The 21211-nt window shown below is 73.7% G+C and carries 20 protein-coding genes; 13 read left to right on the top strand and 7 right to left on the bottom strand.

What is annotated here, in order from left to right:
- Positions 1-87 precede the first annotated feature (87 nt).
- On the top strand, positions 88-819 hold the full coding sequence (locus tag AB0C87_RS23175) for a 16S rRNA (uracil(1498)-N(3))-methyltransferase (RefSeq protein ID WP_360579430.1): 732 nt from the start codon (positions 88-90) through the stop codon (positions 817-819).
- Positions 820-834: 15 nt separating this feature from the next.
- Here the strand turns inward: AB0C87_RS23175 and AB0C87_RS23170 are convergent, their stop codons facing one another.
- Together AB0C87_RS23170 and AB0C87_RS23165 are read right to left on the bottom strand one after the other, a co-directional pair.
- Positions 835-1515 (bottom strand): hypothetical protein, encoded by a 681-nt coding sequence (locus AB0C87_RS23170; RefSeq protein ID WP_360579428.1) that lies wholly within the window; start codon positions 1513-1515, stop codon positions 835-837.
- Positions 1512-2054, bottom strand: coding sequence for a SigE family RNA polymerase sigma factor (locus AB0C87_RS23165; protein WP_021597207.1), 543 nt, complete (start codon positions 2052-2054; stop codon positions 1512-1514). Before AB0C87_RS23165 ends, AB0C87_RS23170 begins: the two co-directional genes overlap by 4 nt.
- A gap of 347 nt (positions 2055-2401) precedes the next feature.
- Between AB0C87_RS23165 and AB0C87_RS23160 the strand changes: the two genes are divergently transcribed.
- The 4 genes from AB0C87_RS23160 (at position 2402) to AB0C87_RS23145 (ending at position 5767) form a co-directional block, all read left to right on the top strand.
- The gene (locus AB0C87_RS23160; protein ID WP_345174413.1) at positions 2402-2746 is read left to right on the top strand and encodes a histidine triad nucleotide-binding protein; all 345 of its coding nucleotides are present in this window, start codon (positions 2402-2404) and stop codon (positions 2744-2746) included.
- A gap of 125 nt (positions 2747-2871) precedes the next feature.
- The gene (locus tag AB0C87_RS23155; protein ID WP_345174415.1) at positions 2872-3948 is read left to right on the top strand and encodes a PhoH family protein; all 1077 of its coding nucleotides are present in this window, start codon (positions 2872-2874) and stop codon (positions 3946-3948) included.
- On the top strand, positions 3945-4421 hold the full coding sequence (ybeY, locus tag AB0C87_RS23150) for an rRNA maturation RNase YbeY (protein WP_345174417.1): 477 nt from the start codon (positions 3945-3947) through the stop codon (positions 4419-4421). Before AB0C87_RS23155 ends, ybeY begins: the two co-directional genes overlap by 4 nt.
- Positions 4421-5767, top strand: coding sequence for a hemolysin family protein (locus AB0C87_RS23145; RefSeq protein ID WP_360579427.1), 1347 nt, complete (start codon positions 4421-4423; stop codon positions 5765-5767). The genes ybeY and AB0C87_RS23145 overlap by 1 nt, the downstream gene beginning before the upstream one ends.
- A gap of 21 nt (positions 5768-5788) precedes the next feature.
- On the opposite strand, the gene AB0C87_RS23140 is transcribed toward AB0C87_RS23145, so the two are convergent.
- Positions 5789-6127 (bottom strand): cytidine deaminase, encoded by a 339-nt coding sequence (locus tag AB0C87_RS23140; RefSeq protein WP_345174421.1) that lies wholly within the window; start codon positions 6125-6127, stop codon positions 5789-5791.
- A 154-nt stretch (positions 6128-6281) separates the two neighbouring features.
- On the opposite strand from AB0C87_RS23140, the gene AB0C87_RS23135 reads away from it, so the two are divergent.
- From AB0C87_RS23135 to era, 3 genes are all read left to right on the top strand, one after another.
- Complete coding sequence (locus tag AB0C87_RS23135; RefSeq protein WP_353832591.1) at positions 6282-8414, top strand: MMPL family transporter; 2133 nt, start codon at positions 6282-6284, stop codon at positions 8412-8414.
- A 52-nt stretch (positions 8415-8466) separates the two neighbouring features.
- Positions 8467-11808 carry a BTAD domain-containing putative transcriptional regulator gene (locus AB0C87_RS23130; RefSeq protein WP_360579424.1) on the top strand — a complete coding sequence of 1114 codons (3342 nt, stop codon included), beginning with the start codon at positions 8467-8469 and terminating at the stop codon, positions 11806-11808.
- A 413-nt stretch (positions 11809-12221) separates the two neighbouring features.
- A complete protein-coding gene (gene era / locus AB0C87_RS23125; protein WP_345174428.1) occupies positions 12222-13112 on the top strand; it encodes a GTPase Era in 891 nt (296 codons plus the stop codon).
- Here era and AB0C87_RS23120 read toward each other — a convergent pair.
- A complete protein-coding gene (locus AB0C87_RS23120) occupies positions 13103-13951 on the bottom strand; it encodes a hypothetical protein (protein ID WP_345174430.1) in 849 nt (282 codons plus the stop codon). The two genes, era and AB0C87_RS23120, sit on opposite strands and share 10 nt — an antisense overlap.
- 102 nt (positions 13952-14053) lie before the next feature.
- Between AB0C87_RS23120 and AB0C87_RS23115 the strand changes: the two genes are divergently transcribed.
- The 3 genes from AB0C87_RS23115 (at position 14054) to leuA (ending at position 17381) form a co-directional block, all read left to right on the top strand.
- Positions 14054-14665: a hypothetical protein gene (locus AB0C87_RS23115; RefSeq protein WP_360579421.1), complete on the top strand. Its 612-nt coding sequence runs from the start codon at positions 14054-14056 to the stop codon at positions 14663-14665.
- A gap of 1 nt (position 14666) precedes the next feature.
- On the top strand, positions 14667-15521 hold the full coding sequence (ddaH, locus tag AB0C87_RS23110; RefSeq protein ID WP_360579419.1) for a dimethylargininase: 855 nt from the start codon (positions 14667-14669) through the stop codon (positions 15519-15521).
- Positions 15522-15653: 132 nt separating this feature from the next.
- Positions 15654-17381, top strand: coding sequence for a 2-isopropylmalate synthase (leuA, locus tag AB0C87_RS23105; protein WP_360579417.1), 1728 nt, complete (start codon positions 15654-15656; stop codon positions 17379-17381).
- Between the two features lie 57 nt (positions 17382-17438).
- Here the strand turns inward: leuA and AB0C87_RS23100 are convergent, their stop codons facing one another.
- Positions 17439-17684: a protealysin inhibitor emfourin gene (locus AB0C87_RS23100; protein ID WP_179833582.1), complete on the bottom strand. Its 246-nt coding sequence runs from the start codon at positions 17682-17684 to the stop codon at positions 17439-17441.
- Between the two features lie 2 nt (positions 17685-17686).
- Positions 17687-18706, bottom strand: coding sequence for a M4 family metallopeptidase (locus AB0C87_RS23095; RefSeq protein WP_345174440.1), 1020 nt, complete (start codon positions 18704-18706; stop codon positions 17687-17689).
- A gap of 209 nt (positions 18707-18915) precedes the next feature.
- On the opposite strand from AB0C87_RS23095, the gene recO reads away from it, so the two are divergent.
- Positions 18916-19680: a DNA repair protein RecO gene (gene recO / locus AB0C87_RS23090; protein ID WP_345174442.1), complete on the top strand. Its 765-nt coding sequence runs from the start codon at positions 18916-18918 to the stop codon at positions 19678-19680.
- Entirely contained in the window at positions 19677-20483 is an 807-nt protein-coding gene (locus AB0C87_RS23085; protein ID WP_345174444.1) for an isoprenyl transferase, read from the top strand. Before recO ends, AB0C87_RS23085 begins: the two co-directional genes overlap by 4 nt.
- Before the next feature lie 227 nt (positions 20484-20710).
- Here the strand turns inward: AB0C87_RS23085 and AB0C87_RS23080 are convergent, their stop codons facing one another.
- Positions 20711-21136 (bottom strand): OsmC family protein, encoded by a 426-nt coding sequence (locus tag AB0C87_RS23080; RefSeq protein ID WP_345174445.1) that lies wholly within the window; start codon positions 21134-21136, stop codon positions 20711-20713.
- Positions 21137-21211: the final 75 nt, after the last annotated feature.

Raw genomic sequence — 21211 nt, 5'->3', positions numbered from 1 at the left:
ACGAGGAAGGCCGCCGCGGCGATTGAGGAGCAGGGTGGCAGCGATGAGCGACGCCCGCCGGAGCCCCGGTTCTCCCGGACGGCTCGGATGAGCCCGCCGGTCTTTCTCGCCGGAACCGCCGAGCTGGAACGCGACCGCGTCCTGCTCGACGGGCCCGAGGGCCGGCACGCGGCGGCCGTGCGGCGGCTGCGGCCGGGGGAGCGGGTCGACCTGACCGACGGCGAGGGCCTGCTGGCCGAATGCGTCGTCACCGCGGCCGACCGGGCGTCCCTCACGCTGGACGTGCTGGCCCGGCACCGGGAGCCCCCGCCCGCGCCCCGCCTCGTGGTCGTCCAGGCCCTCCCGAAGGGCGACCGGGGCGAGCTCGCGGTCGAGACCATGACCGAGGTCGGCGTCGACGAGATCGTCCCGTGGTCGGCGTCCCGGTGCGTCACCCGCTGGCGCCCGGAGCGGCGCGACAAGGCCCTCGGACGCTGGCGCGCGACCGCCCGCGAGGCCGGCAAGCAGGCGCGGCGCGGCCGCCTGCCCGAGGTGGCGGAGCTGGAGTCCACCGAGGACGTCGCCGAGCGGATCGCCGGCGCGTCCCTCGCCCTGGTCCTGCACGAGGAGGCCGCGGCGCCGCTGAGCGCCGTGGAGCCGCCCGAGCGGGGCGACATCGTCCTCGTGGTCGGCCCCGAGGGCGGGATCAGCGAGGACGAGCTGGAGCGCTTCGCCGCGGCGGGCGGGCGTCCGGCTCGGCTCGGCCCGACCGTCCTGCGCACCTCGACCGCGGGAGTCGCGGCGGCCAGCGTGCTGCTGGCCGCCACCGGCCGCTGGTAGCGCCGGCGGGCGCCGTCACGGGGTGGTGGCGGGGTTCTGCTCGGTCGTCACCGCGGGCTCGCTCGTCTCGGACGGCGTCGGCTGCTCGGTGGGCTTGCTCGGCGGCGGGGGCGTCGTGGACGTGGGCGGGGCCGGCGTCGTGGGGGGCGCCTGCGTCGGGGTCTCGCTCGGGCACGGCGTGGTCGCCTGCGTCGGCGTGGCGGTCGAGCCGGCCGAGGCGCCCGGCGAGGGGATGCGGCACGACGACAGCCCCGGCGAGGAACTGGTGCTCGGCGTCTGCGGGGTGCTCGGCTCTCCCGACGTGCTGGCGCCCGGCGAGGACGGGACGGGGAACTCGGGGTCGATCCCCGGGCCGGTGCGGTCCCCGGCGGTGTCGTCGCCCCCGTCGCCGGACGGGCTGTTGCTGCCGACCGACTGCTGGATCATGTCGATCGTCTGCGGCGCCGTCACGCCCAGCGCGGCGATCAGCACGGCCGCGGCCACGGCGAGGAGGGGGCGCGCCCAGTTCACGGTGAACCGGTCGAACCCGAAGCGCGCCGGGCCGAACCGTCCGAGGCCGGTCCGGCGGCGCCGGCCGTCGGCGATACGGGCCTGGATGCGCTCCAGGCCGTCGCCCGCGGGATTGACCGAGTCCGCCTCCGCGTGCAGGGCGCGGCGGAGGATCTCGCCGTGCTCGTCGTGGGGGTCGGTGGTCATGAGAACTGCTCCAGGACGTTGCGTAGCGCGGTCATGCCGCGCGCCGTATGACTCTTCACGGCGCCGCGGGAGATGCCCATCGCGTTGGCGATCTCCGCTTCGGACAGATCGGCGTAGTAGCGAAGGACGAGCGCCTCCCGCTGGCGGGCGGGGAGCCGGGAGAGCGCGTCGATCACCGCCGAGCGCTCCAGCTCTCCGATGGCGCCGGCTTCCGCGCTCGGCGCGTCGGGCAGGCCCTTGGGGGCGTACTTCTCGACGACGGCGCGGTGCCGGAGCACCGATCGCGACCGGTTGACCACCGACTGGCGCAGGTACGACAGGGCCTTGTCCGGGTCGCGCAGCCGGCGCCAGCCGCCGTGCATCGCGACGAACGCGTCCTGCACGACCTCCTCGGCCGTCCCTGCGTCCCGGACGAGCATGGCCGCCAGGCGCACCAGCGAACGGTAGTTGGCGCTGTAGAGGGCGGTCACCGCCTGATCGGCGTCCCAGGCGACGGCCACCGCGCCCGCCGTGCCCCTGGCCACGAGGGTCTCGGTCACGTCAGTGGGACGCGCACCCTCGTCGCTCGGTTTACGAAAGGGCATGTCCTGGTTTGCCTCGGTCACCTATCCGCCGCCTTTGCCGGCCCCCCGCCGTCCATTCGGACGGGCGCGTCCGAACCGACGTGATCCGGGCGTTCCCGCCGGGGGCGAGATGTGCCGCAACGCCTTGCGAACCGGGGGGTTACGCCTGAGCTGACAACCTTAGCCAGTGGCCGGTCGAAATGCCGACCGCTACGGCGATTCGATCGACGGGAATCCTGTCCGGCCGGGACGGCCGCGATCCGTGCCCGCGCCGGTCCCGATAGGATTTCCGGGCGGTCGCGGACCGCCGCGAGGGGAGACAGATGACCGACTGCCTGTTCTGCAAGATCGTTTCTGGGGACGTGCCCGCCACGATCGTCCGCGAGTCGGCGGGGACGGTGGCGTTCCGCGACATCAACCCCCAGGCGCCGACGCACGTGCTGGTCATCCCGCGGGACCACCACCCGACGGTCGGTGAGCTGGCCGCCTCGGACGCCGAGCTGCTCGCCGAGATGGTGCGCGAGGCCCACGAGGTCGCCGCCGACGAGGGCGTCGCCGAGACCGGCTACCGGATCGTGTTCAACACCGGCTCCCAGGCGGGCCAGACGGTGTTCCACGTGCACGCCCACGTGCTGGGCGGACGTGGCCTGAACTGGCCGCCCGGCTGAGCCGCCCGCCGCGCGCGGAAAAATGCTGCGGCGGTGTGTCGGGGGTCGCCAGTACGATGGAACCGGTACACCAGGACACCCGGAGCAGACAGAAGGCAGGTCCGATAGGCCGCAAGGCCCGGCTGATGGTCGAATCAACTCACGCGAGGGCAACCCGCACGGGGCGCGACGACCGGACAGGCTCGCGCTCGCAGATCAAGATCGTGGTGCCGGACGACCACTCGATGGTGAGCCTGCTGGGCTCCCGGGATGAGTTGCTCCACGCGATCGAGCACGCGTTCGGCGCCGGCATCGACATCCACGTCCGCGGCAACGAGATCACCGTGACCGGCCCGGAGGACGAGACCGACCTCGTCTCGCGGCTGTTCACCGAGATGCTCGAACTGCTGAAGGGCGGCACCCAGCTCACCCCGGACGCCGTCGAGCGCAGCCTGGCGATGCTGCGCGGCGAGAGCGGCGCGCGTCCCGCGGAGGTCCTCACCCTGGACGTGCTGTCCAGCCGGGGCCGGACCATCCGCCCGAAGACGCTGAACCAGCGGCGGTACGTCGACGCGATCGACAAGCACACGATCGTCTTCGGCATCGGCCCGGCCGGCACCGGCAAGACGTACCTCGCCATGGCCAAGGCCGTCCGCGCCCTGCAGGACAAGCAGGTCAACCGGATCATCCTGACGCGGCCCGCCGTCGAGGCGGGCGAGCGGCTCGGCTTCCTGCCGGGAACGCTCTACGAGAAGATCGACCCGTACCTGCGCCCCCTGTACGACGCGCTCCACGACATGGTCGACCCCGACTCGATCCCGCGCCTGATGGCCGCGGGCACCATCGAGGTCGCCCCCCTGGCGTACATGCGCGGCCGCACCCTCAACGACTCGTTCATCATCCTGGACGAGGCGCAGAACACCTCGCCCGAGCAGATGAAGATGTTCCTCACCCGGCTCGGGTTCGGGTCGAAGGTCGTGGTGACCGGCGACGTCACCCAGGTCGACCTGCCGAACGGGCAGCTGAGCGGGCTGCGCGTCGTCCAGGAGATCCTGGACGGCGTCCAGGACATCCACTTCTCCCGGCTGGACAGCCGCGACGTCGTGCGCCACAAGCTCGTCACCGAGATCGTCGACGCCTACAACCGGTTTGACGAGAAGCAGGTCCCGCAGATCAAGCAGGGCGCGGCGCGCGGCGGCCCCCGCAAGCGGGGGCGGCAGTGAGCATCGAGGTGCTGAACGAGTCGGACGCCGAGGTCGACGAGAAGGCCATCGCCGACCTGTGCCGGCACGTCCTGGACGGGATGCGCGTCCACCCGCTGGCCGAGCTGTCGGTGCTGCTGGTCGACGAGGACGCGATGACCGAGCTGCACGTGAAGTGGATGGACGAGCCGGGCCCGACCGACGTCCTGTCGTTCCCCATGGACGAGCTGCGACCCGGGCACATGTCCGGCGGCGCCGACGAGGACGGCGAGGCCGACCCGGGGCTGCTCGGCGACGTCGTGCTGTGCCCCGCCGTCGCCGAGAAGCAGGCGAGGGAGGCCGGGCACAGCACCGCGGAGGAGCTGGAGCTGCTGTGCACGCACGGCATCCTGCACCTTCTGGGCTACGACCACGCCGAGCCGGAGGAGCACCGGGAGATGTTCGGCCTTCAGGCCGAGCTCCTCACCTCCTGGCGGGAGAAACGCGGCGGTTGATGAGCACCGCGCAGGCGTGGCTGTCCGCCCTGGCGGTGGGCCTGGTGTTCTTGGCGGGCCTGCTGGCCGGCACCGAGACGGCGCTCGCCCGGGTCTCGCGCGTCACGGTCGAGGAGGCGCTCCGGGAGGGGCGGCGCGGCGCCAGGCGGCTGGCGGAGGTCGTCGCCGACCCGGCCCGCTACGTCAACATGGTCCTGCTGCTGCGGATCGGCTGCGAGCTGGTCGCCACCGTGATCGTCGCGAATCTGTGCATCTCCTGGCTGGACGAGACGTGGCGCGCCTACGTCACCGCCGCCGCCGTGATGATCGTCGTCAGCTACGTGGTGATCGGGGTGGGGCCGCGCACCCTCGGCATCCAGCACGCCGACCGGATCGCGCTGGCGGGCGCCGCCGTGATCCACCCGGTGACCCGGGTGTTCGGGCCGCTGCCCCGGCTGCTGATCCTGCTCGGCAACGCCCTCACGCCCGGCAAGGGGTTCCGGGAGGGCCCGTTCGCCTCCGAGGCGGAGCTGCGCGACCTGGTCGACCTCGCCGAGCAGCGCAGCCTGATCGAGCCGGTCGAGCGGGAGATGATCCACTCGGTGTTCGAGCTGGGCGACACCCTCGTCCGCGAGGTGATGGTGCCGCGCACCGACATCGTGTTCGTCGAGCGCACGAAGACCCTGCGGCAGGCGTTGTCGCTGGCGCTGCGCAGCGGCTTCTCCCGCATCCCCGTAGTCGGCGAGAACGAGGACGACGTCGTCGGCATCGCCTACCTCAAGGACATTGTCCGGCGCAGCCAGGAGCACCGGGAGGGCGAGTCGGTCGAGACGGTCGACTCGGTCATGCGGCCCGCCACCTACGTCCCCGACAGCAAGCCGATCGACGAGCTGCTGCGCGAGATGCAGGCCCGGCAGATCCACGTGGCGATCGTCATCGACGAGTACGGCGGCACCGCGGGCCTGGTCACCATCGAGGACATCCTGGAGGAGATCGTCGGTGAGATCACCGACGAGTACGACGTGGAGACCCCGCCGGTGACCTGGCTCTCCGACGACGCGGCCCGCGTCACCGCCCGCCTGCCCGTGGAGGACCTCGCCGAGCTGTTCGACGTGGAGATCGACGCCGAGGACGTCGAGACGGTCGGCGGCCTGCTCGCGCACGCGCTCGGCCGCGTCCCGATCGAGGGGTCCACCGCCGAGGTCGCCACGAACGAGGCCTCCACCGGCGAGCCCGGCCCCGTGCTGTCCCTCAAGGCCGAGACGATCGCCGGGCGCCGCAACCGGGTCGGGACCGTCCTGGTGCGGCGGCTCGGCGCCCCGCCGGCGGACGCCAGGAGCCGGGAGGCCTCGGACCACTCCCGCTGACGGTCCCGGCCGCGGGCCGGTTCAGCCGCGGACGATGTCGCGGACGCTGCCGTCGGGGGCGGCGAGCAGGACCGGGGCCTTGGGGCCGAGGTCCCTGACGGCGGCGACGTCGGCGGGGTCGGCGGCCTCGGCGGCGGTGACGACGGCGGCGGCCTCCAGGTCCTCGGCGCCGCTGGATACGGCCATCGCGACGGCGACCTTGAGCGCCGAGAGCTTCAGGGACGGCAGGTCCACGCTCGTGGCGGAGTAGGTGCGGCCCGTCTCGTCGCGCACGGCGGCGCCCTCGGCGGCGCCCGTGCGGGCCCGCGCCGACCGGGCCAGGGTGATGATCTTCGCGTCCTCGGCGTTCAGCTCGCTCACGCCCCCCAGCGTACGGGCAACGCGGGCGGGCGGGACGGGCGGCTCGGCGGTCCGCCCGGCCGGATCGGCGGACCGCAAGTCGGCGCCAAGTGGACGGCAAGGGGCGCACGCGAGCCTGGGGAGCGTCGAACAACGCCGTTCTGGGGGAGAAGTGATGTCCCGTCTGCTCTACCGCCTGGGAAGGGCCGCCGCTCTGCGGCCCTGGCGGTTCATCGTCGTCTGGCTGGTGCTCGTCGCCGCGATGGCCGGACTGTCCGGTGTCGCCGGGGGCGCCCTGCACGACAACTACACGCTGACCGGGACGGGCTCGCAGCAGGCCACCGACCTGCTGAAGGAGCGGTTCCCCGCGCTGGCGGGGGCCGACGCGCGGGTCGTGGTGCACGCGGAGACGGGCCGGGTCGACCAGGCGAAGCTGGCGGCGGCGGCGACGGAGCTGCGCGGGCTGCCGCACGTCAGCGGCGTCGACCCGGCGCAGATCGGCAAGGGAGGCGCGACCGCGCTGATGACGGTCCGGTACTCGGTGCCGGTCACCGACCTCGGGCCCAAGGAGACCCTCGACCTGCTGCGGTCGGCGACGCGGAGCCTGGACGCCGCCGGCTACCAGGTGGAGTTCGGCGGCCAGGTCCCCGAGAACGTGACCGCGCCCGGCGGCGTCGCCGAGGCGATCGGGATCGTGGCGGCCCTGGTCATCCTGCTGCTGGCGTTCGGGTCCGTGGTGGCGGCCGGGCTGCCGCTCGCCGTCGCGCTGGCCGGTCTCGGCGTCGGCGTGTCCGGAATCACGCTGGTCGCCGCGTTCACCGACGTCGCGACCACCGCGCCGACGCTCGCCACCATGGTCGGTCTCGGGGTCGGCATCGACTACGCGCTGTTCGTCCTGACCCGCCACCGGGAGGGGCTCGCGGAGGGCCTCGACGTCCCGGAGGCGGTGGGACGCGCCATCGCGACCGCGGGCCTGTCGGTGATCTTCGCGGGGTTCACGGTGCTCCTGGCGCTGTGCGGGCTGGTGCTGTCGCGGATCCCGGTGTTCATGACGATGGGGTTCACCACCGGGATCGTCGTCGCGGCGACCGTGCTGAGCGCGGTCACGCTGCTGCCGGCCGTACTGGGCCTCGCCGGCCGCCGGGTGCTGCGCCGCCGCGACCGCGCCGCCGGCGCGGCGATCGCCGTGGAGTCGCCGCGGGTGCGGCGGTGGGCCGTGCACGTCGGCCGGCACCCCTGGCCGTGGCTGCTCGCCGCCGGCGTGCTGATGCTCACGCTCGCCGCCCCGGCGCTCGGCATGCGGACGTGGCCGAGCGACGCCAGCAGCGAGCCCACGTCCAACACCGTCCGCCAGGCCTACGACCTGGTCGCCGAGGGCTTCGGCGCGGGCGCCAACGGGCCGCTCGTCGTCGCCGTCGACCTCACCCGGACCGACGAGGCGTCCCTGCCGGGGCTGCGGGACCGGCTGGAGGCCACCGAGGGCGTCGCGTCCGTGGCGCCGCCGCAGGCCTCCCCGCGCGGCGACGCCGCGGTGATCATGGTGACGCCGGACTACGGGCCGCAGGACGCGCGGGTGACCGGTCTCGTCGACCGGATCCGGGCCGACGTGCTGCCGCCCGACACCGAGGTCACCGGGCTGACCGCCATCTACGTGGACCTGTCCCGGGTGCTGTCGGACCGGCTGTGGCCGGTGATCGGCGTGGTGGTCGCGACGTCGTTCGTGATGCTGATGATCGTGTTCCGGTCGCTGCTGGCGCCGCTGAAGGCCGCGGCGATGAACCTGCTGTCGATCGGCGCCGCGTACGGGGTGCTCACGGCCGTGTTCCAGTGGGGGTGGGGCGCGGAACTGCTCGGCCTGCCGCACAGCGTCCCGGTGTCGTCGTTCATCCTGCTGCTGATGTTCGCCGTCCTGTTCGGCGTCTCCATGGACTACGAGGTCTTCCTGCTCTCGCGGGTCCGGGAGGAATGGCTGCTGCACGGCGACGCGCGCGGCTCGGTGTCCACCGGGCTCGCCGCGACCGGCCGGGTGATCAGCAGCGCGGCACTGATCATGGTGGCGGTGTTCCTCGGCTTCGCCGCCGACCCCGGCCTGGTGATCAAGCAGATGGGGGTCGGGCTCGCGGTCGCGGTGGCGCTGGACGCGACGGTCGTGCGCCTCGTGCTGGTGCCGGCCACGATGTCGCTGCTCGGACGGGCGAACTGGTGGCTGCCGAAGCCGCTCGCCCGCGTGCTGCCGGCGATCGACCTGCACGGCGGCGCGGCGCCCGCGCGGCCCGCCGAGCGGCGCCCCGAGCCCAGCCGCGCGTAGCCGGGGGAGTCACCACAGAAGGGCGGCATGTCCCGGTTAGGCTGATCGGGACATGTCGCCAGTCGTACGCGTTCTCGGGGCCTTCGGGGCCGAGGTGGCCGGAACCGCCGCCGACCTCGGCGGTCACCGGCAGCGCTCCGTGCTCGCCCGCCTCGTCGCCGCGCGGGGCCGCATGGTGCCCGCCGACCGGCTCGTCGACGAGCTGTGGGCGGGCACGCCCCCGCCGCGCGCCGCCGCCGGCCTCCAGTCCTTCGTGTCCCACCTGCGCCGCGCGCTCGAACCGGACCGCCCGCCCCGCACGCCCGCGCGGATCCTGGTCACCGAGCCGCCGGGGTACGCGCTCCGGCTGCCGGACGGCGCCGTCGACGCGTGGCGGTTCGACGCGCTGATCGACGAGGCCGCCGAGCTGGCGGCGGCCGACCCGCGGGAGGCGCGCCGCCGCGCGGAGGCGGCGCTCGCCGAGTGGCGCGGGCCCGCCTACGCCGAGTTCGGCGGCCTTCCGTGGGCCGCGGCCGAGACCGCCCGCCTGGACGAGCGGCGCCGGCTGGCGGTCGAGCACCGCGCCGCGGCCATGCTGAGGCTCGGATCGGCCGCCGAGGCCGTCCCCGACCTGGAGACCCACGCCGCCGCCAACCCGCTGCGCGAGGAGGCGTGGCGGCTGCTGTCCCTCGCCCTCTACCGCGCCGGGCGCCAGGGCGACGCCCTCGCCGCGCTGCGCCGCGCCCGCGCGGCCCTCACCGAGCAGCTCGGCGTCGATCCCGGCCCGGCGCTGCGCCGCCTGGAGAGCGACATCCTGGCGCAGGAGCCCGCGCTGGGCGAGCCGGAGCGGCCGGCGCCGGCGCGTCCCGCCCTGCGGCTCGCGCCCGCGCCCCGTCCCGGCGAGGGCCCGGCCTTCGTCGGCCGCGTCCAGGAACTGGCGCGGCTGGAGGAGGCCGCCGGGAACGCCGCCGCGGGCCGCGGCGGCGTCGTCATCGTCTGCGGCGACGCTGGGATGGGCAAGACCGCGCTCGCCGAGAGGCTCGCGCGCGACCTGGCCGGCCGGGGCTGGACGTGCGCGTGGGGGACGGCGCCGGAGACCGCCGGTGCGCCCGCCGCCTGGCCCTGGGCCGAACTGCTGCGCGACCTGGCGTCCGCCGCCCCGCCCGCCGAGGGCCTCGCCGGACGGCTCGGGGCCCTCCTGGACGACTCCGTCATCGGGCGCGGCGACGCCGACGTCGTCACGGGGCGGTTCCGGCTCCACCTGGCCGTCGGCGACTACCTCGCCGAGCTCGCGGACACGGCGCCGCTCCTGCTCGTCCTGGACGACCTGCACTGGGCCGACGAGGAGACCCTCGCCCTGCTGATCCGGCTCGCCGGGGGGCTGCGGGACCGCCGCGTCCTGCTGCTGGCCACGTTCCGCCAGACCGAGGTGCCGGACGGCCTCGCCGCTGCGCTGGCCGCGCTCGCCCGGCACGAGCCCGCGCGGATCGAGCTGGCCGGGCTGTCGCCGGCGGAGGTCGCGGCCCTCGTCCGCGACACCTGCGCCACCGGCCTGGACGACGCGGAGCTGTCCGCGATCGCCGAGCGCACGGGCGGCAACCCGTTCTTCACCCGGGAGACGGCCCGGCTCCTGGACGCCGAGGGGCTGCCCGCCGCCACCCGCCGGGTCCCCGCCGGCGTCGGCGACGTGCTGCGCCGCCGTGTCGCGCGGCTGCCGGGACCGGTCCAGACCGTGCTGCGCGACGCCGCCGTCATCGGCCGGGACGCCGACCTGCGCGTCCTGACCGACCTGGCGGGGGACGAGGAGACGGTGATCGAGGCCGTGGAGGCCGGGCTGGCCGCGGGCCTGGTCACCGAGCCCGCGCCCGGCCGGATCCGGTTCGCGCACGCCCTCGTCCGCGACACCCTCTACGCGGGCGTGTCCAGGGCCCGCCTCACCCGCGTGCACGGCCGCGTCGCCGCCGCGCTGGAGCGCCACCTCCCGGGAGAGGCCGCCGCGCTCGCGCACCACTACCTCGAATCCGGCGCCGACCCGGACAAGGCCGTCCGGTACGCGCGGCGCGCCGCCGCGGCCGCCGAGGCGCGGTTCGCGCACGGCGCCGCGGCCGACCTGTGGGGGCGCGCCGTCGAGACGCTCCGCGCGCAGGGCCCCGAGGCGACCCGCGACCGGCTGGAGGCGGAGGCCGCCGCGATCCGGGCGAGCGCCCTCGCCGGGCAGATCGTCGACGCCCGGGCGCGCCGCATCGCCGCCATCGCCGACGCCCGCGCGTTCGGCGACGTCCGCCTGCTCGCCCGGATCATCGTCGCCTTCGACGTCCCCACGCTGTGGACGAGCCGCGAGTACGGGACCCTCGACCTCACCGTCGTGGAGGCCACCGACGAGGCGCTGGCGAGCCTCCCCGAGACCGAGCCGGAGTCGCGGGTCAGGCTGCTGACCACGCTGGCGATCGAGTCGGAGGGCGAGCAGCACGACCGGGGCGCCGCGGCCGCCGCCGCGGCGCTGCGCCTGGCCCGCGCGCTGGGCTCGCCCGAGCTGATCGCCCTCGCCCTCAACGGCGCCTACATCAACGCCTACCGGAGCGCGGAGGGGCTCACCGAGCGGCGCCGGTTCGCGTCCGAACTGCTCGACCTCGCCGTCGAGCACGACCTCGGCACCTACCGCGTCCTCGCGCACCTGCAACTCCAGCAGACGAGCGTCGCCGCGCTCGACCTGCCCGCCGCGCACCGGCACCGCGCGGAGGGGCGCCGGCTCGCCGAGCAGTACGGGCTGCCGCTGCTGGCCCGCATCGCGGACTGGTACACGGCCCTGGTGCGCGCCTTCGCCGCCCGCCCGGACGAGGCGGAACGCGCGTTCGCCGAGGTCGGCGGCTCCATCGGCCGGACCCGGATCTGGTTCAGCGAGCGCGGCATGGCGCTCCTCGGCCCGTTCTGCCTGCGGCTCGTCCAGGGGCGGGCCGAGGAGGCGATGGAGGAGGCCGCCTGGCTGCACGAGCAGTGGAGGCACGTCGCCGCGACCGCCGACATCTACGCGCTCACCCTGGCCTCCGCGGGCCGCACCGCCGAGGCCCGCCGGGTGGTGGCGGGCGCCGGGCCCGTGCGGCTCGACTACTTCTTCGACCTGACCATGGCGGTCCGCGGCCTGCGCGCCGTCGCCCTGGACGACCGGCCCCTGGCCGAGGAGGCCTACACGGCGCTGCTGCCCTACGAGGGCCACTTCTCCGGCGGCGCCACCGCCGTCGCGACGGTCGGCCCGGTCGCGCAGGTCCTCGGCGACCTCGCCCGTTTCCTGGACCGCCCCGCCGAGACCGCCGCCGCCCACTACCGCACGGCGGTCGAGGTCGCGAACCGCCTCGAAGCCCCCTTCTGGGCAGAGAAGGCCACCGCCTCCCTCACCGCCCTGGGCACCGCGGCATGACCGCGCCCCCTCCAACCCGACTAAACTGGCGGGCGCATCTACGGCCGCGGAAGGCAAGGTCGCCGATGCCGGCGATGGAGGGTCGCAAGGCCCGAACAAGGAGAAAAGGCCATAAGCGCACCCGTTCTGATGGATGCACCGACCCCGGCCACTGTCGCCACCCCCAACGACCTTTATGGCTGCGATCGCGTCCGAAGGCAGGTTCGAGCGGTGCGAGAATCTGATCGCGCAGCGAGCCGCCAAGGCGAGTCGGAGCGATGCCAGCGATCGCCAGCGGTGCTCGACGATGGAGGGCCGCAAGGCCCGAAGGAGGAGGGCGCTGCAATGAGCACAGCGAGACGGAGCGATGCCGGCGATCGCTCGCTTTTCTCGACGATGGAGGGCCGCAAGGCCCGAAGGAGGAGAGAAAGGCCATGAACAGCGGTTTCGCTTGCTTCATCGGGCGGCCCAATGTGGGCAAGTCGACGTTGATGAACGCGCTGGTGGGGACGAAGGTGGCGATCACCAGCAGCCGTCCGCAGACGACGCGGCGGGCCATCCGGGGGATCGTGCACCGTCCCGACGCGCAGCTCGTGGTGGTCGACACCCCCGGTCTGCACAAGCCCCGGACGCTTCTCGGGGAGCGGCTCGACAGCCTCGTGCGGTCCACGCTGACCGAGGTGGACGTGATCGGGTTCTGCGTGCCCGCCGACCAGCCGGTCGGGCCCGGCGACAAGTACATCGCCAGGGAGCTGGCGGGGGTGAAGAAGACGCCCGTGGTCGCGATCGTCACCAAGACCGACCTCGCCGCGCCCGAGCAGGTGGCCGAGCAGCTCCTCGCGGTCGGGCGGCTCGGGGAGTTCGCCGACATCGTGCCGTGTTCCGCCGAGAGCGGCTTCCAGGTCGACCTCGTCGGCGACCTGCTGATCTCCCATCTGCCGGAGGGGATGCCGCTCTACCCCGAGGGCGATCTCACCGACGAGCCCGAGCAGGTCCTCGTCGGCGAGCTGATCCGCGAGGCGGCGCTGGAGGGCGTCCGGGACGAGCTGCCCCACTCGATCGCCGTCGTCGTGGACGAGATGGCGCCCCGCGAGGGACGCGAGGACCTCGTCGACGTCTACGCGCACCTGTTCGTCGAGCGGTCCAGCCAGAAGGGGATCATCATCGGGCACAAGGGCTCGCGGCTGCGGGAGGTCGGCGCGGCGGCGCGCCGGCAGATCGAGGCGCTGCTCGGCACGAAGGTGTTCCTCGACCTGCGCGTCAGCGTCCTCAAGGACTGGCAGCGCGACCCCAAGCAGCTCCGCAGGCTCGGCTTCTACGACTGACCGGCGTCCTCCGGGTCCTGCTCGGAGGTCCGGGGCTTTCCACCGGGCTCCTTCTTCGGGGCGTCCTCCGGGGGCGGGGCGTCCTCGTGCGGGGGGTCCTGGCGGCCCCACGCCTGGTCCTCCGACGGCCAGGCGGCGTACTCGCCGGTCGGGGCCTGCTCCGGGTACTGCTGGCCGGTGTACTGCGGGTCGGTGTACTGCGGGTCCGTGTAGGGGTGCCGCGGGTAGTCCCCGTCCGGGCGCCGCTGCGACTTGGCGACCTTGTCGCTGACCGGGCGGGCGAGGCTGAAGCCGACCACGAGCAGGGCCGCGACGACCGCGAGGTACCAGCCGAACCGGACGGTGATCTGGTAGCCGAGGTCCAGGCCGGTCCGGGGCAGGTCGTCGCGGACGTGGCCGAGCCGCAGCACGAAGATCCCGCACACCAGCAGGGCGAGCATGCCGGGGACCGCGGCGAGCGCGCCGATCCGGGCGTCGCGCCCGATCAGGTCCCAGGCGGCCAGCGCGATGGCGATCACGGCGAGGACCGGGACGGCGAGGACGATGTCGTCGGCGTCGATGCCCGCGACGCTGCCGAGGTCGCGGCTCAGCGAGCGGCCGAACAGGTCGACGACGACCTCGGCGCGCGCCCACGGAAGGAACGCCGACACCAGCAGGAGCGACGCGGCGGCGATCAGGGCGAGGACCCAGGCGGCGCCGCCGGTCCGGGAGGACGCGGCGGGCGGGGAGGGGACGGTCTCGGCCTGGCCGTCGTGCTGCGGCGGGTAGCCGTCGACGGGCGGCAGGAAGGACGGGCGCGACCGCGCGCGTCCCGCGTCGGATCCCAGGTCACCGGTCATGAACCCAGCGTAAACGCACGGCGGGCATTGTCCGGGAGGTCCACCCGGGGCGCCCGCGGGTCGGTAGGTTGGGGCGAAGTCCGTTATGGGAGGAGAGCGCCGGTGTTGCTCGTTTTTGGCCTGACGGCGGTGTTCCGTACGGTCAGCGAGGGGACGTTCCACTGCCCGCGGTGCGGCGGCGACCGCGCCTACCGCAGGCGCGCCGGACGCCGCTGGTTCTCGGTCTTCTTCGTCCCGATGGTGCCGCTGTGGCGCCTCGGGCAGGCCGTGGAGTGCCGCACCTGCCGCGCCCGCCTCCCCGTGTCGGCCCTGCGGGCGCCGACCGCGCAGCAGATGGCCGAGGCCCTGGCCGCCGGGATGCGGGCCGCCGCGGCCCTGGTGCTGCGCTCGGGCGACCCGGCCGACGCCGCGGCCCGCGCCCGCGCGGTCGCGACGGTCACCGGGTACGGCGAGCCCGACTACGGCGCGGACGCCGTGGACACCGATCTGGCGCTGCGCCGCACGTTCCTCGAGCAGGAGGTCGTCCGGGCCGGGGCGCACCTCGCCGTCGAGGCCAAGGAGTGGTTCCTCGCGCAGGCCGTCCGGATCGGGCTGGCGGACGGGCCGCTCGGCGAGGGGGAGCGGCTCGCCCTGCACGGCATCGCCGACCTGCTCGGCATGTCCCGCGCCTACGCGCTCGGTGTCATCGTGACGACGGAGGGGGCGGCGCGCTGACATGGACGCCGCCGCCGGTACCGCATCCGCGGGCAGGGCGCTGGTCCGGCCGCCGGGCCCGCGTCTCGCCGAGGGCCTGGTCACCCATGCCGCCCGCCGCCCGGTGGACGTGGAGCTCGCCGAGCGCCAGCACGCGGCGTACGTCGCGGCGCTGCGCGCGGCGGGATGGAGCGTCCGCGCCGTCGCACCCGCCGACGACCTGCCCGACGCCGTGTTCGTCGAGGACGCCCTGGTCGTGTGCGGCGACGTGGCCGTCGTCTGCCGGTCCGGGGCGCCGAGCCGCCGCGGCGAGGCCGCCGGCGCGGAACGGGCCGCGCGCGGGCTCGGCCTGCGCGTCGCGCGGATCGAGGAGCCGGCGACGCTGGACGGCGGGGACGTCCTGGCCGTCGGCGGCACCGTCTACGTGGGACGCGGCGACCGGACGAACGAGGAGGGCATCTGCCAGCTGGCGCGCCTGCTGGGCGGCCGGAGGGTCGTCCCGGTGGACGTCCGCGGCTGCCTGCACCTGAAGTCGGCGATGACCGCGCTGCCGGACGGCGGCCTCATCGGCGTCCCGGAGATGGTGGACACCGCGGTGCTGCCGTGCCTGCGGGTCGCGCCTGAGCCGGAGGGCGCCCACGTGGTGGTGCTCGGGCCCGACCACGTCCTCATGGCGGCGTCCGCCCCGCGCACGGCCGCCCGGCTGGCGGCCGACGGGCTGCGCGTCACGAGCGTCGACATCAGCGAGTTCGAGGCGCTCGACGGCTGCGTGACCTGCCTCTCCGTGCTCGTCCCCGGACCGTGGCGGGACCGCGGGCCGGGCAGGACGTCTCAGCATCCGGACGTCGGTTTCCGTAACGCGGATGGCATCTGTTAACTTGGCGGACGTGTTGCGTGAGCTGCTCCTCCTTAGCGGCCGCAGCGGGGCCCCGTAACCAGGCCGGCTCCCTCGCTGCGGGGCTTCGCCGTGGACGTCGGCCGTGAGGTTCGAGCAGAGAGAACTCAACGGATGTATCCGCAACAGCAGACTTCCGGCATGCCCTTCCAGCGCTACAAGCCGTTCGCGCCCGTCAGGCTGCCCGACCGGACCTGGCCGGACCAGGTGATCACCGAGGCTCCCCGGTGGTGCGCGGTCGACCTGCGCGACGGCAACCAGGCGCTGATCGACCCGATGGACTCCCACCGCAAGCTCAAGATGTTCGAGCTGCTGGTGCGGATGGGCTACAAGGAGATCGAGGTCGGGTTCCCGGCGGCCAGCCAGACCGACTTCGACTTCGTCCGGCAGATCATCGAGGAGGACCGGATCCCCGATGACGTCGTCGTCCAAGTGCTGACGCAGGCCCGCCCCGAACTGATCGAGCGGACCTTTGAGGCGGTACGCGGCGCCAGGCGGGCCATCGTCCACCTCTACAACTCGACCAGCACGCTCCAGCGTCGCGTGGTGTTCGGGCAGGACAGGGACGGCATCACCGCGATCGCGGTGGAGGGCGCGAAGCTGTGCGCCAAGCTCGCCGAGGACATGGGCGACACCGAGATCTACTTCCAGTACTCGCCCGAGTCGTTCACCGGCACGGAGCTGGAGTACGCCGTGGAGGTCTGCAACGCCGTCAACGACGTGTGGCGGCCGACGCCTGACCGGAAGGTCATCGTGAACCTGCCGGCGACGGTGGAGATGGCCACCCCGAACGTCTACGCCGACCAGATCGAGTGGATGAGCCGGAACCTGGCCTACCGCGACTCCGTCATCCTGTCGCTGCACCCCCACAACGACCGCGGGACGGCCGTCGCCGCCGCCGAGCTCGGCTACATGGCGGGCGCCGACCGCATCGAGGGCTGCCTGTTCGGCAACGGCGAGCGCACCGGCAACGTGTGCCTGGTCACCCTCGGCCTGAACCTGTTCACCCAGGGCGTCGACCCGCAGATCGACTTCTCCGGCATCGACGAGATCCGCCGCACGGTCGAGTACTGCAACCAGCTGCCCGTGCACGAGCGGCACCCCTACGGCGGCGACCTGGTCTACACCGCGTTCTCCGGCTCCCACCAGGACGCCATCAACAAGGGCTTCGAGCACCTGCGCCGCGACGCCGAGGCCGCGGGCGTGCCGGTGGAGCAGTACGGGTGGGAGGTCCCGTACCTGCCGATCGACCCGCACGACGTCGGCCGGACGTACGAGGCCGTGATCCGGGTGAACAGCCAGTCCGGCAAGGGCGGCGTCGCCTACATCATGAAGACCGAGCACGCGCTGGAGCTGCCGCGCCGGCTCCAGATCGAGTTCTCCCGGGTCGTGCAGGAGCACACCGACAGCGAGGGCGGCGAGGTCACGGCCGAGCGCATGTGGGAGATCTTCGAGGCGGAGTTCCTCGCCAACGGCCCGCGCGCCGGGCTGCTGGCGCACCGCACGACGTCCCGGGTGGACGAGAAGGACGCGCTCAGCTGCGACGTCCGCGTGGACGGCGAGATCCGCGAGATCGAGGGCGTCGGCAACGGCCCCGTCTCGGCGTTCGAGGACGCGCTCACCGCGGTCGGGATCAACGTCCGGGTGCTGGACTACGCCGAGCACGCGATGAGCGCGGGCGGCGACGCGCGCGCCGCCGCCTACGTCGAGTGCGACGTGCGGTTCGCCGACGGCGAGGGCACGACGGTGTGGGGCGTCGGCATCGACGGCAACATCGTCACCGCGTCCCTCAAGGCGATGCTGTCGGCCGTCAACCGGGTGGCGCGGGCGCAGGGGAGCTGAGCGGCCGGCTGTCTCGGGTTCAGGTGCTTCCGGCCTCCTGAACCCGAGACGAAACGGTCAGATGCGACCGAGGACGTGGTGGACCAGTTCGCGAAGGGGCCCGTGGAGCTGGGCCTCACCGACGGTGGTCCGGTCGCCGTCGATGTCGATTTCGTACAGGAACTGGTCAGGAATTCGGCCCGGTGGCGGCACGCTCTTCAGATCGACGCGGCCGACGAGCCTGGACAGCATGGGATCGCTGGCGCTGTCGGACTCGGCGCGCCGCTCGATCCCCGCAAACCCGCCGCTGCGGACGACTGTCACTCTCACTGCGTTTCGTTCGCCTCCAAGGAGACGCCTACCCCCGTCCAGGCCCGATTCACTGCCTCGGTCTCGGCGGTCCCGGCCCCGTACAGCGCGGTGGCGGCCCGGACCGTCGCGGCGGCGAAGCCGGCGAAGTCGACGTCGGCGGCGAGGGAGCCGCCCGTGAGCGTGTCGTACCAGATGCGTCCGGCCTTCTCCCAGGCGTTGCCGCCGATGGCGGTGGCGGCGAGGTAGAAGGCGTGGTTGGGGATCCCCGAGTTGATGTGGACGCCCCCGTTGTCGCGGTAGGTCTCGACGTAGTGGTCCATGTGGCCGGGCTGCGGGTCCTTGCCGAGCTGCGGGTCGTCATAGGCGGTGCCGGGCGCCTTCATGGAGCGGAGCGCGACGCCGCTGACGCCCGGCGCGAGCAGCCCCTGCCCGATGAGCCAGTCGGCCCGGTCGGCGCTGTGGCCGAGATGCCACTGCTTGACGAGCGAGCCGAACACGTCGGACACCGACTCGTTGAGCGCGCCGGACTGGCCGTAGTACTCCAGGTTCGCCGTGTACTGGGTGACGCCGTGGACGAGCTCGTGCCCGGTGACGTCGAGGGGCGCGGTGAAGTCGGTGAACAGGACGCCGTCGCCGTCGCCGTACACCATCTGCTCGCCGTTCCAGAAGGCGTTGTCGTACCCGTCGCCGTAGTGGACGGTCGAGACCATCGGAAGGCCCGCGCCGTCGATCGAGTCGCGCCGGTACACGGCCTCGAAGAAGTCGAAGGTCGCTCCCAGCCAGTCGTAGGCCCGGTCGGCGGTCGGGTCGCCGGTGGCCGGGGCTCCCTCGGCCCGCACCTTGCGGCCGGGCAGGTCCTCGCGGTGCTCGGCGTCGTTGATCGTCCGGTCGGGGACGAAGTCCTCGGACGGGGAGGGGGCCCCGGCCGCGGCCGTCCGCCGCTCGGTGAACTGGGCGGAGGTGAGCGCCAGCGTACGGCGGGCCCGGCCGCGTATGGCCGGGTCATCGGCATCGCGGGCGATCCGTTCCAGCATGTGCGGTGGCACGATGTGGCATCTCATGCCACAACGCTGCCAGGTGCCCGTGCTTCCGGCCATGACTTTCGGGGGACCGCTACGGCCGAATCCGGTCACGTTGCGTGTTCGGCTCGCCGCGCAGCGGGGTCGCTGTGCGACTTGTGAAGATCCTGGGGAGATGCCCCCGGCGCACCGAGGCATCGGGCGGCGTGCGTCAGAATGAACGGGTGACCCTGTACCGCGACGAAGGCATCGTCCTGCGCACCCAGAAGCTGGGCGAGGCCGATCGCATCGTCACGGTGCTGACCCGGCGGACCGGCCGGATCCGCGCCGCGGCGAAGGGGGTCCGCAAGACCAGATCCCGGTTCGGCGCGCGGCTGGAGCCGTTCACGCACGTGGACCTGCAGCTGTACGAGCGGCGCTCCCTCGACCTGATCACGCAGGCCGAGACCCTGCGCCCGTACGGGGAGGCGCTGGTCACCGACTACCCCCGCTACACGGCGGGGACGGCGATGCTGGAGACCGCGGAGAAGCTCACCAGCGAGGAGGGCGAGCCCGCGCTGCGGCAGTTCCTGCTGCTGGTCGGCGGGCTGCGCACGCTCGCCGAGCGCGCCCACGACCCCCGGCTCGTCCTGGACGCCTACCTGCTGCGCTCGCTGTCGGTCGCGGGCTGGGCGCCCGCGCTCGACGAGTGCTGCCGGTGCGGCAACCGCGGCGGGCTGCGCGGGTTCGCCATCGCGGCGGGCGGCGCGGTGTGCGCCGGCTGCCGCCAGCCGGGCGCCGCGACCCCGGCGCCGCCGACGTTCGCGCTGATGCTGGCGCTGCTGCGCGGCGACTGGGAGTACGCCGACGGCAGCGAGCAGCGCCACCGGATGGAGACCAGTGGCCTGGTCGCCGCCTACCTGCAGTGGCATCTGGAGCACGGGATCCGTTCCCTGCGCCATGTGGAGCGCGAGACGCGCGACGACGACACCGATAGGGAGAGAGTTTGAGCAGGGCCGTATCGCCGCCGGAACCGCACCGGGACGGCGCCACCCCGCCCCCGATCCCCGCCGACCTGGTGCCGCGGCACATCGCCATCGTCATGGACGGCAACGGCCGCTGGGCCAAGGAGCGCGGCCTGCCGCGCACCGAGGGGCACAAGCGCGGCGAGGACTCGCTCTTCGACGTGATCATGGGCGCGATCGAGCTCGGCGTCCCCTACCTGTCGGCGTACGCGTTCTCCACCGAGAACTGGAAGCGCTCGCCCGACGAGGTGCGCTTCCTCATGGGCTTCAACCGGGACGTGATCCGCCGCCGCCGCGACCAGCTCCACTCGATGGGCGTGCGGGTGCGCTGGGCGGGCCGCCGGCCCCGGCTGTGGCGCAGCGTCATCAAGGAGCTGGAGACGGCCGAGGAGATGACGCGCGACAACGACGTCCTCACCCTGCAGTTCTGCGTGAACTACGGGGGCCGCGCCGAGATCGCCGACGCGGCCGCGGCGATCGCCCGGGACGTCCGCGACGGGCGCCTCGATCCCGGCAAGATCAACGAGAAGGTCTTCGCCCGCTACCTGGACGAACCCGGCATCCCCGATGTCGACCTGTTCCTGCGCTCCTCCGGGGAGCAGCGCACGTCCAACTTCCTGCTCTGGCAGTCCGCCTACGCCGAGATGGTGTTCCTCGACACCCTCTGGCCGGACTTCGACCGCCGCCACCTCTGGCACGCCTGCGAGCTCTACGCCTCCCGAGACCGCCGCTACGGCGGAGCTGTGCCTAATGCAGTAGGTGCGGTTCAGAGGCCCGGGGGCCTCTGAACCGCACCCACTGCGTGCGATCGCTGCATCGCTCCGGCTCGCCTTGCGGCTCGCTGCGCGATCAGATTCTCGCTCCGCTCGAATCTGCCTTCGGACGCGATCGCGACTGTTCAGGTTGTCGCGTGGCTGGGGAAGCGGCTGGGCTTGGTGGGCCCGTTCCTTCCCCGCTGGGCTTGGTGCGTCCGCTGGGTCGCTCCTGCGGTCTGGCGGACTTCCGGGCCCGGGGGTCAGACCAGGGCGGCGTCCAGGGTGATCTTGGTTCCTGCCAGAGCCTTGCTGACGGGGCAGCCTTCCTTGGCGGTCTGGGCGGCCTTCTCGAAGTCGGACGCGGACAGGCCGGGGACGCTGGCCCGGACGGTCAGGTGGATGCCGGTGATGCCCTCGCCCGGCTGGAAGGTGACCTCGGCCTTGGTGTCGACCTTCTCCGGCGGGGTGCCGGCGCCGGCGAGGCCGTGCGAGAGCGCCATCGAGTAGCAGGTGGAGTGCGCGGCGGCGATGAGCTCCTCGGGGCTCGTCCGGCCGCCGGGCTCCTCCGACCGCGACGCCCAGGTCACGTCGTAGGTGCCGAGCTTCGAGGAGTCCAGCGAGACGGTCCCCTGGCCGTCCAGGAGAGAGCCTTCCCAATGCGCGTTCGCGGTGCGTGTCGTAGCCATGCCCCCGATTCTTCACCATGGCGCGGCGGGTGGATCACCCGAACCGCGGGAACGCCCCGCGCCGGAGGAGCGGTG

This window comes from Actinomadura sp. NPDC048021, from assembly GCF_040653135.1.
Lineage (GTDB): Bacteria > Actinomycetota > Actinomycetes > Streptosporangiales > Streptosporangiaceae > Spirillospora > Spirillospora verrucosospora.
Note: the sequence above shows the minus strand (reverse complement) of the source record. Positions and strands in the feature narration are given on the sequence as shown.

Bases quoted from the DNA above. Each gene is read 5' to 3' on its own strand.
- AB0C87_RS23175 (WP_360579430.1), top strand. From the start codon at position 88: ATGAGCCCGCCGGTCTTTCTCGCCGGAACCGCCGAGCTGGAACGCGAC.
- AB0C87_RS23155 (WP_345174415.1), top strand. From the start codon at position 2,872: ATGGTCGAATCAACTCACGCGAGGGCAACCCGCACGGGGCGCGACGAC.
- leuA (WP_360579417.1), top strand. From the start codon at position 15,654: ATGTATCCGCAACAGCAGACTTCCGGCATGCCCTTCCAGCGCTACAAG.
- AB0C87_RS23160 (WP_345174413.1), top strand. From the start codon at position 2,402: ATGACCGACTGCCTGTTCTGCAAGATCGTTTCTGGGGACGTGCCCGCC.
- era (WP_345174428.1), top strand. From the start codon at position 12,222: ATGAACAGCGGTTTCGCTTGCTTCATCGGGCGGCCCAATGTGGGCAAG.
- ddaH (WP_360579419.1), top strand. From the start codon at position 14,667: ATGGACGCCGCCGCCGGTACCGCATCCGCGGGCAGGGCGCTGGTCCGG.
- AB0C87_RS23130 (WP_360579424.1), top strand. From the start codon at position 8,467: ATGTCGCCAGTCGTACGCGTTCTCGGGGCCTTCGGGGCCGAGGTGGCC.
- AB0C87_RS23095 (WP_345174440.1), bottom strand. From the start codon at position 18,706: ATGCTGGAACGGATCGCCCGCGATGCCGATGACCCGGCCATACGCGGC.
- AB0C87_RS23080 (WP_345174445.1), bottom strand. From the start codon at position 21,136: ATGGCTACGACACGCACCGCGAACGCGCATTGGGAAGGCTCTCTCCTG.
- AB0C87_RS23135 (WP_353832591.1), top strand. From the start codon at position 6,282: ATGTCCCGTCTGCTCTACCGCCTGGGAAGGGCCGCCGCTCTGCGGCCC.
- AB0C87_RS23120 (WP_345174430.1), bottom strand. From the start codon at position 13,951: ATGACCGGTGACCTGGGATCCGACGCGGGACGCGCGCGGTCGCGCCCG.
- AB0C87_RS23145 (WP_360579427.1), top strand. From the start codon at position 4,421: ATGAGCACCGCGCAGGCGTGGCTGTCCGCCCTGGCGGTGGGCCTGGTG.
- AB0C87_RS23170 (WP_360579428.1), bottom strand. From the start codon at position 1,515: ATGACCACCGACCCCCACGACGAGCACGGCGAGATCCTCCGCCGCGCC.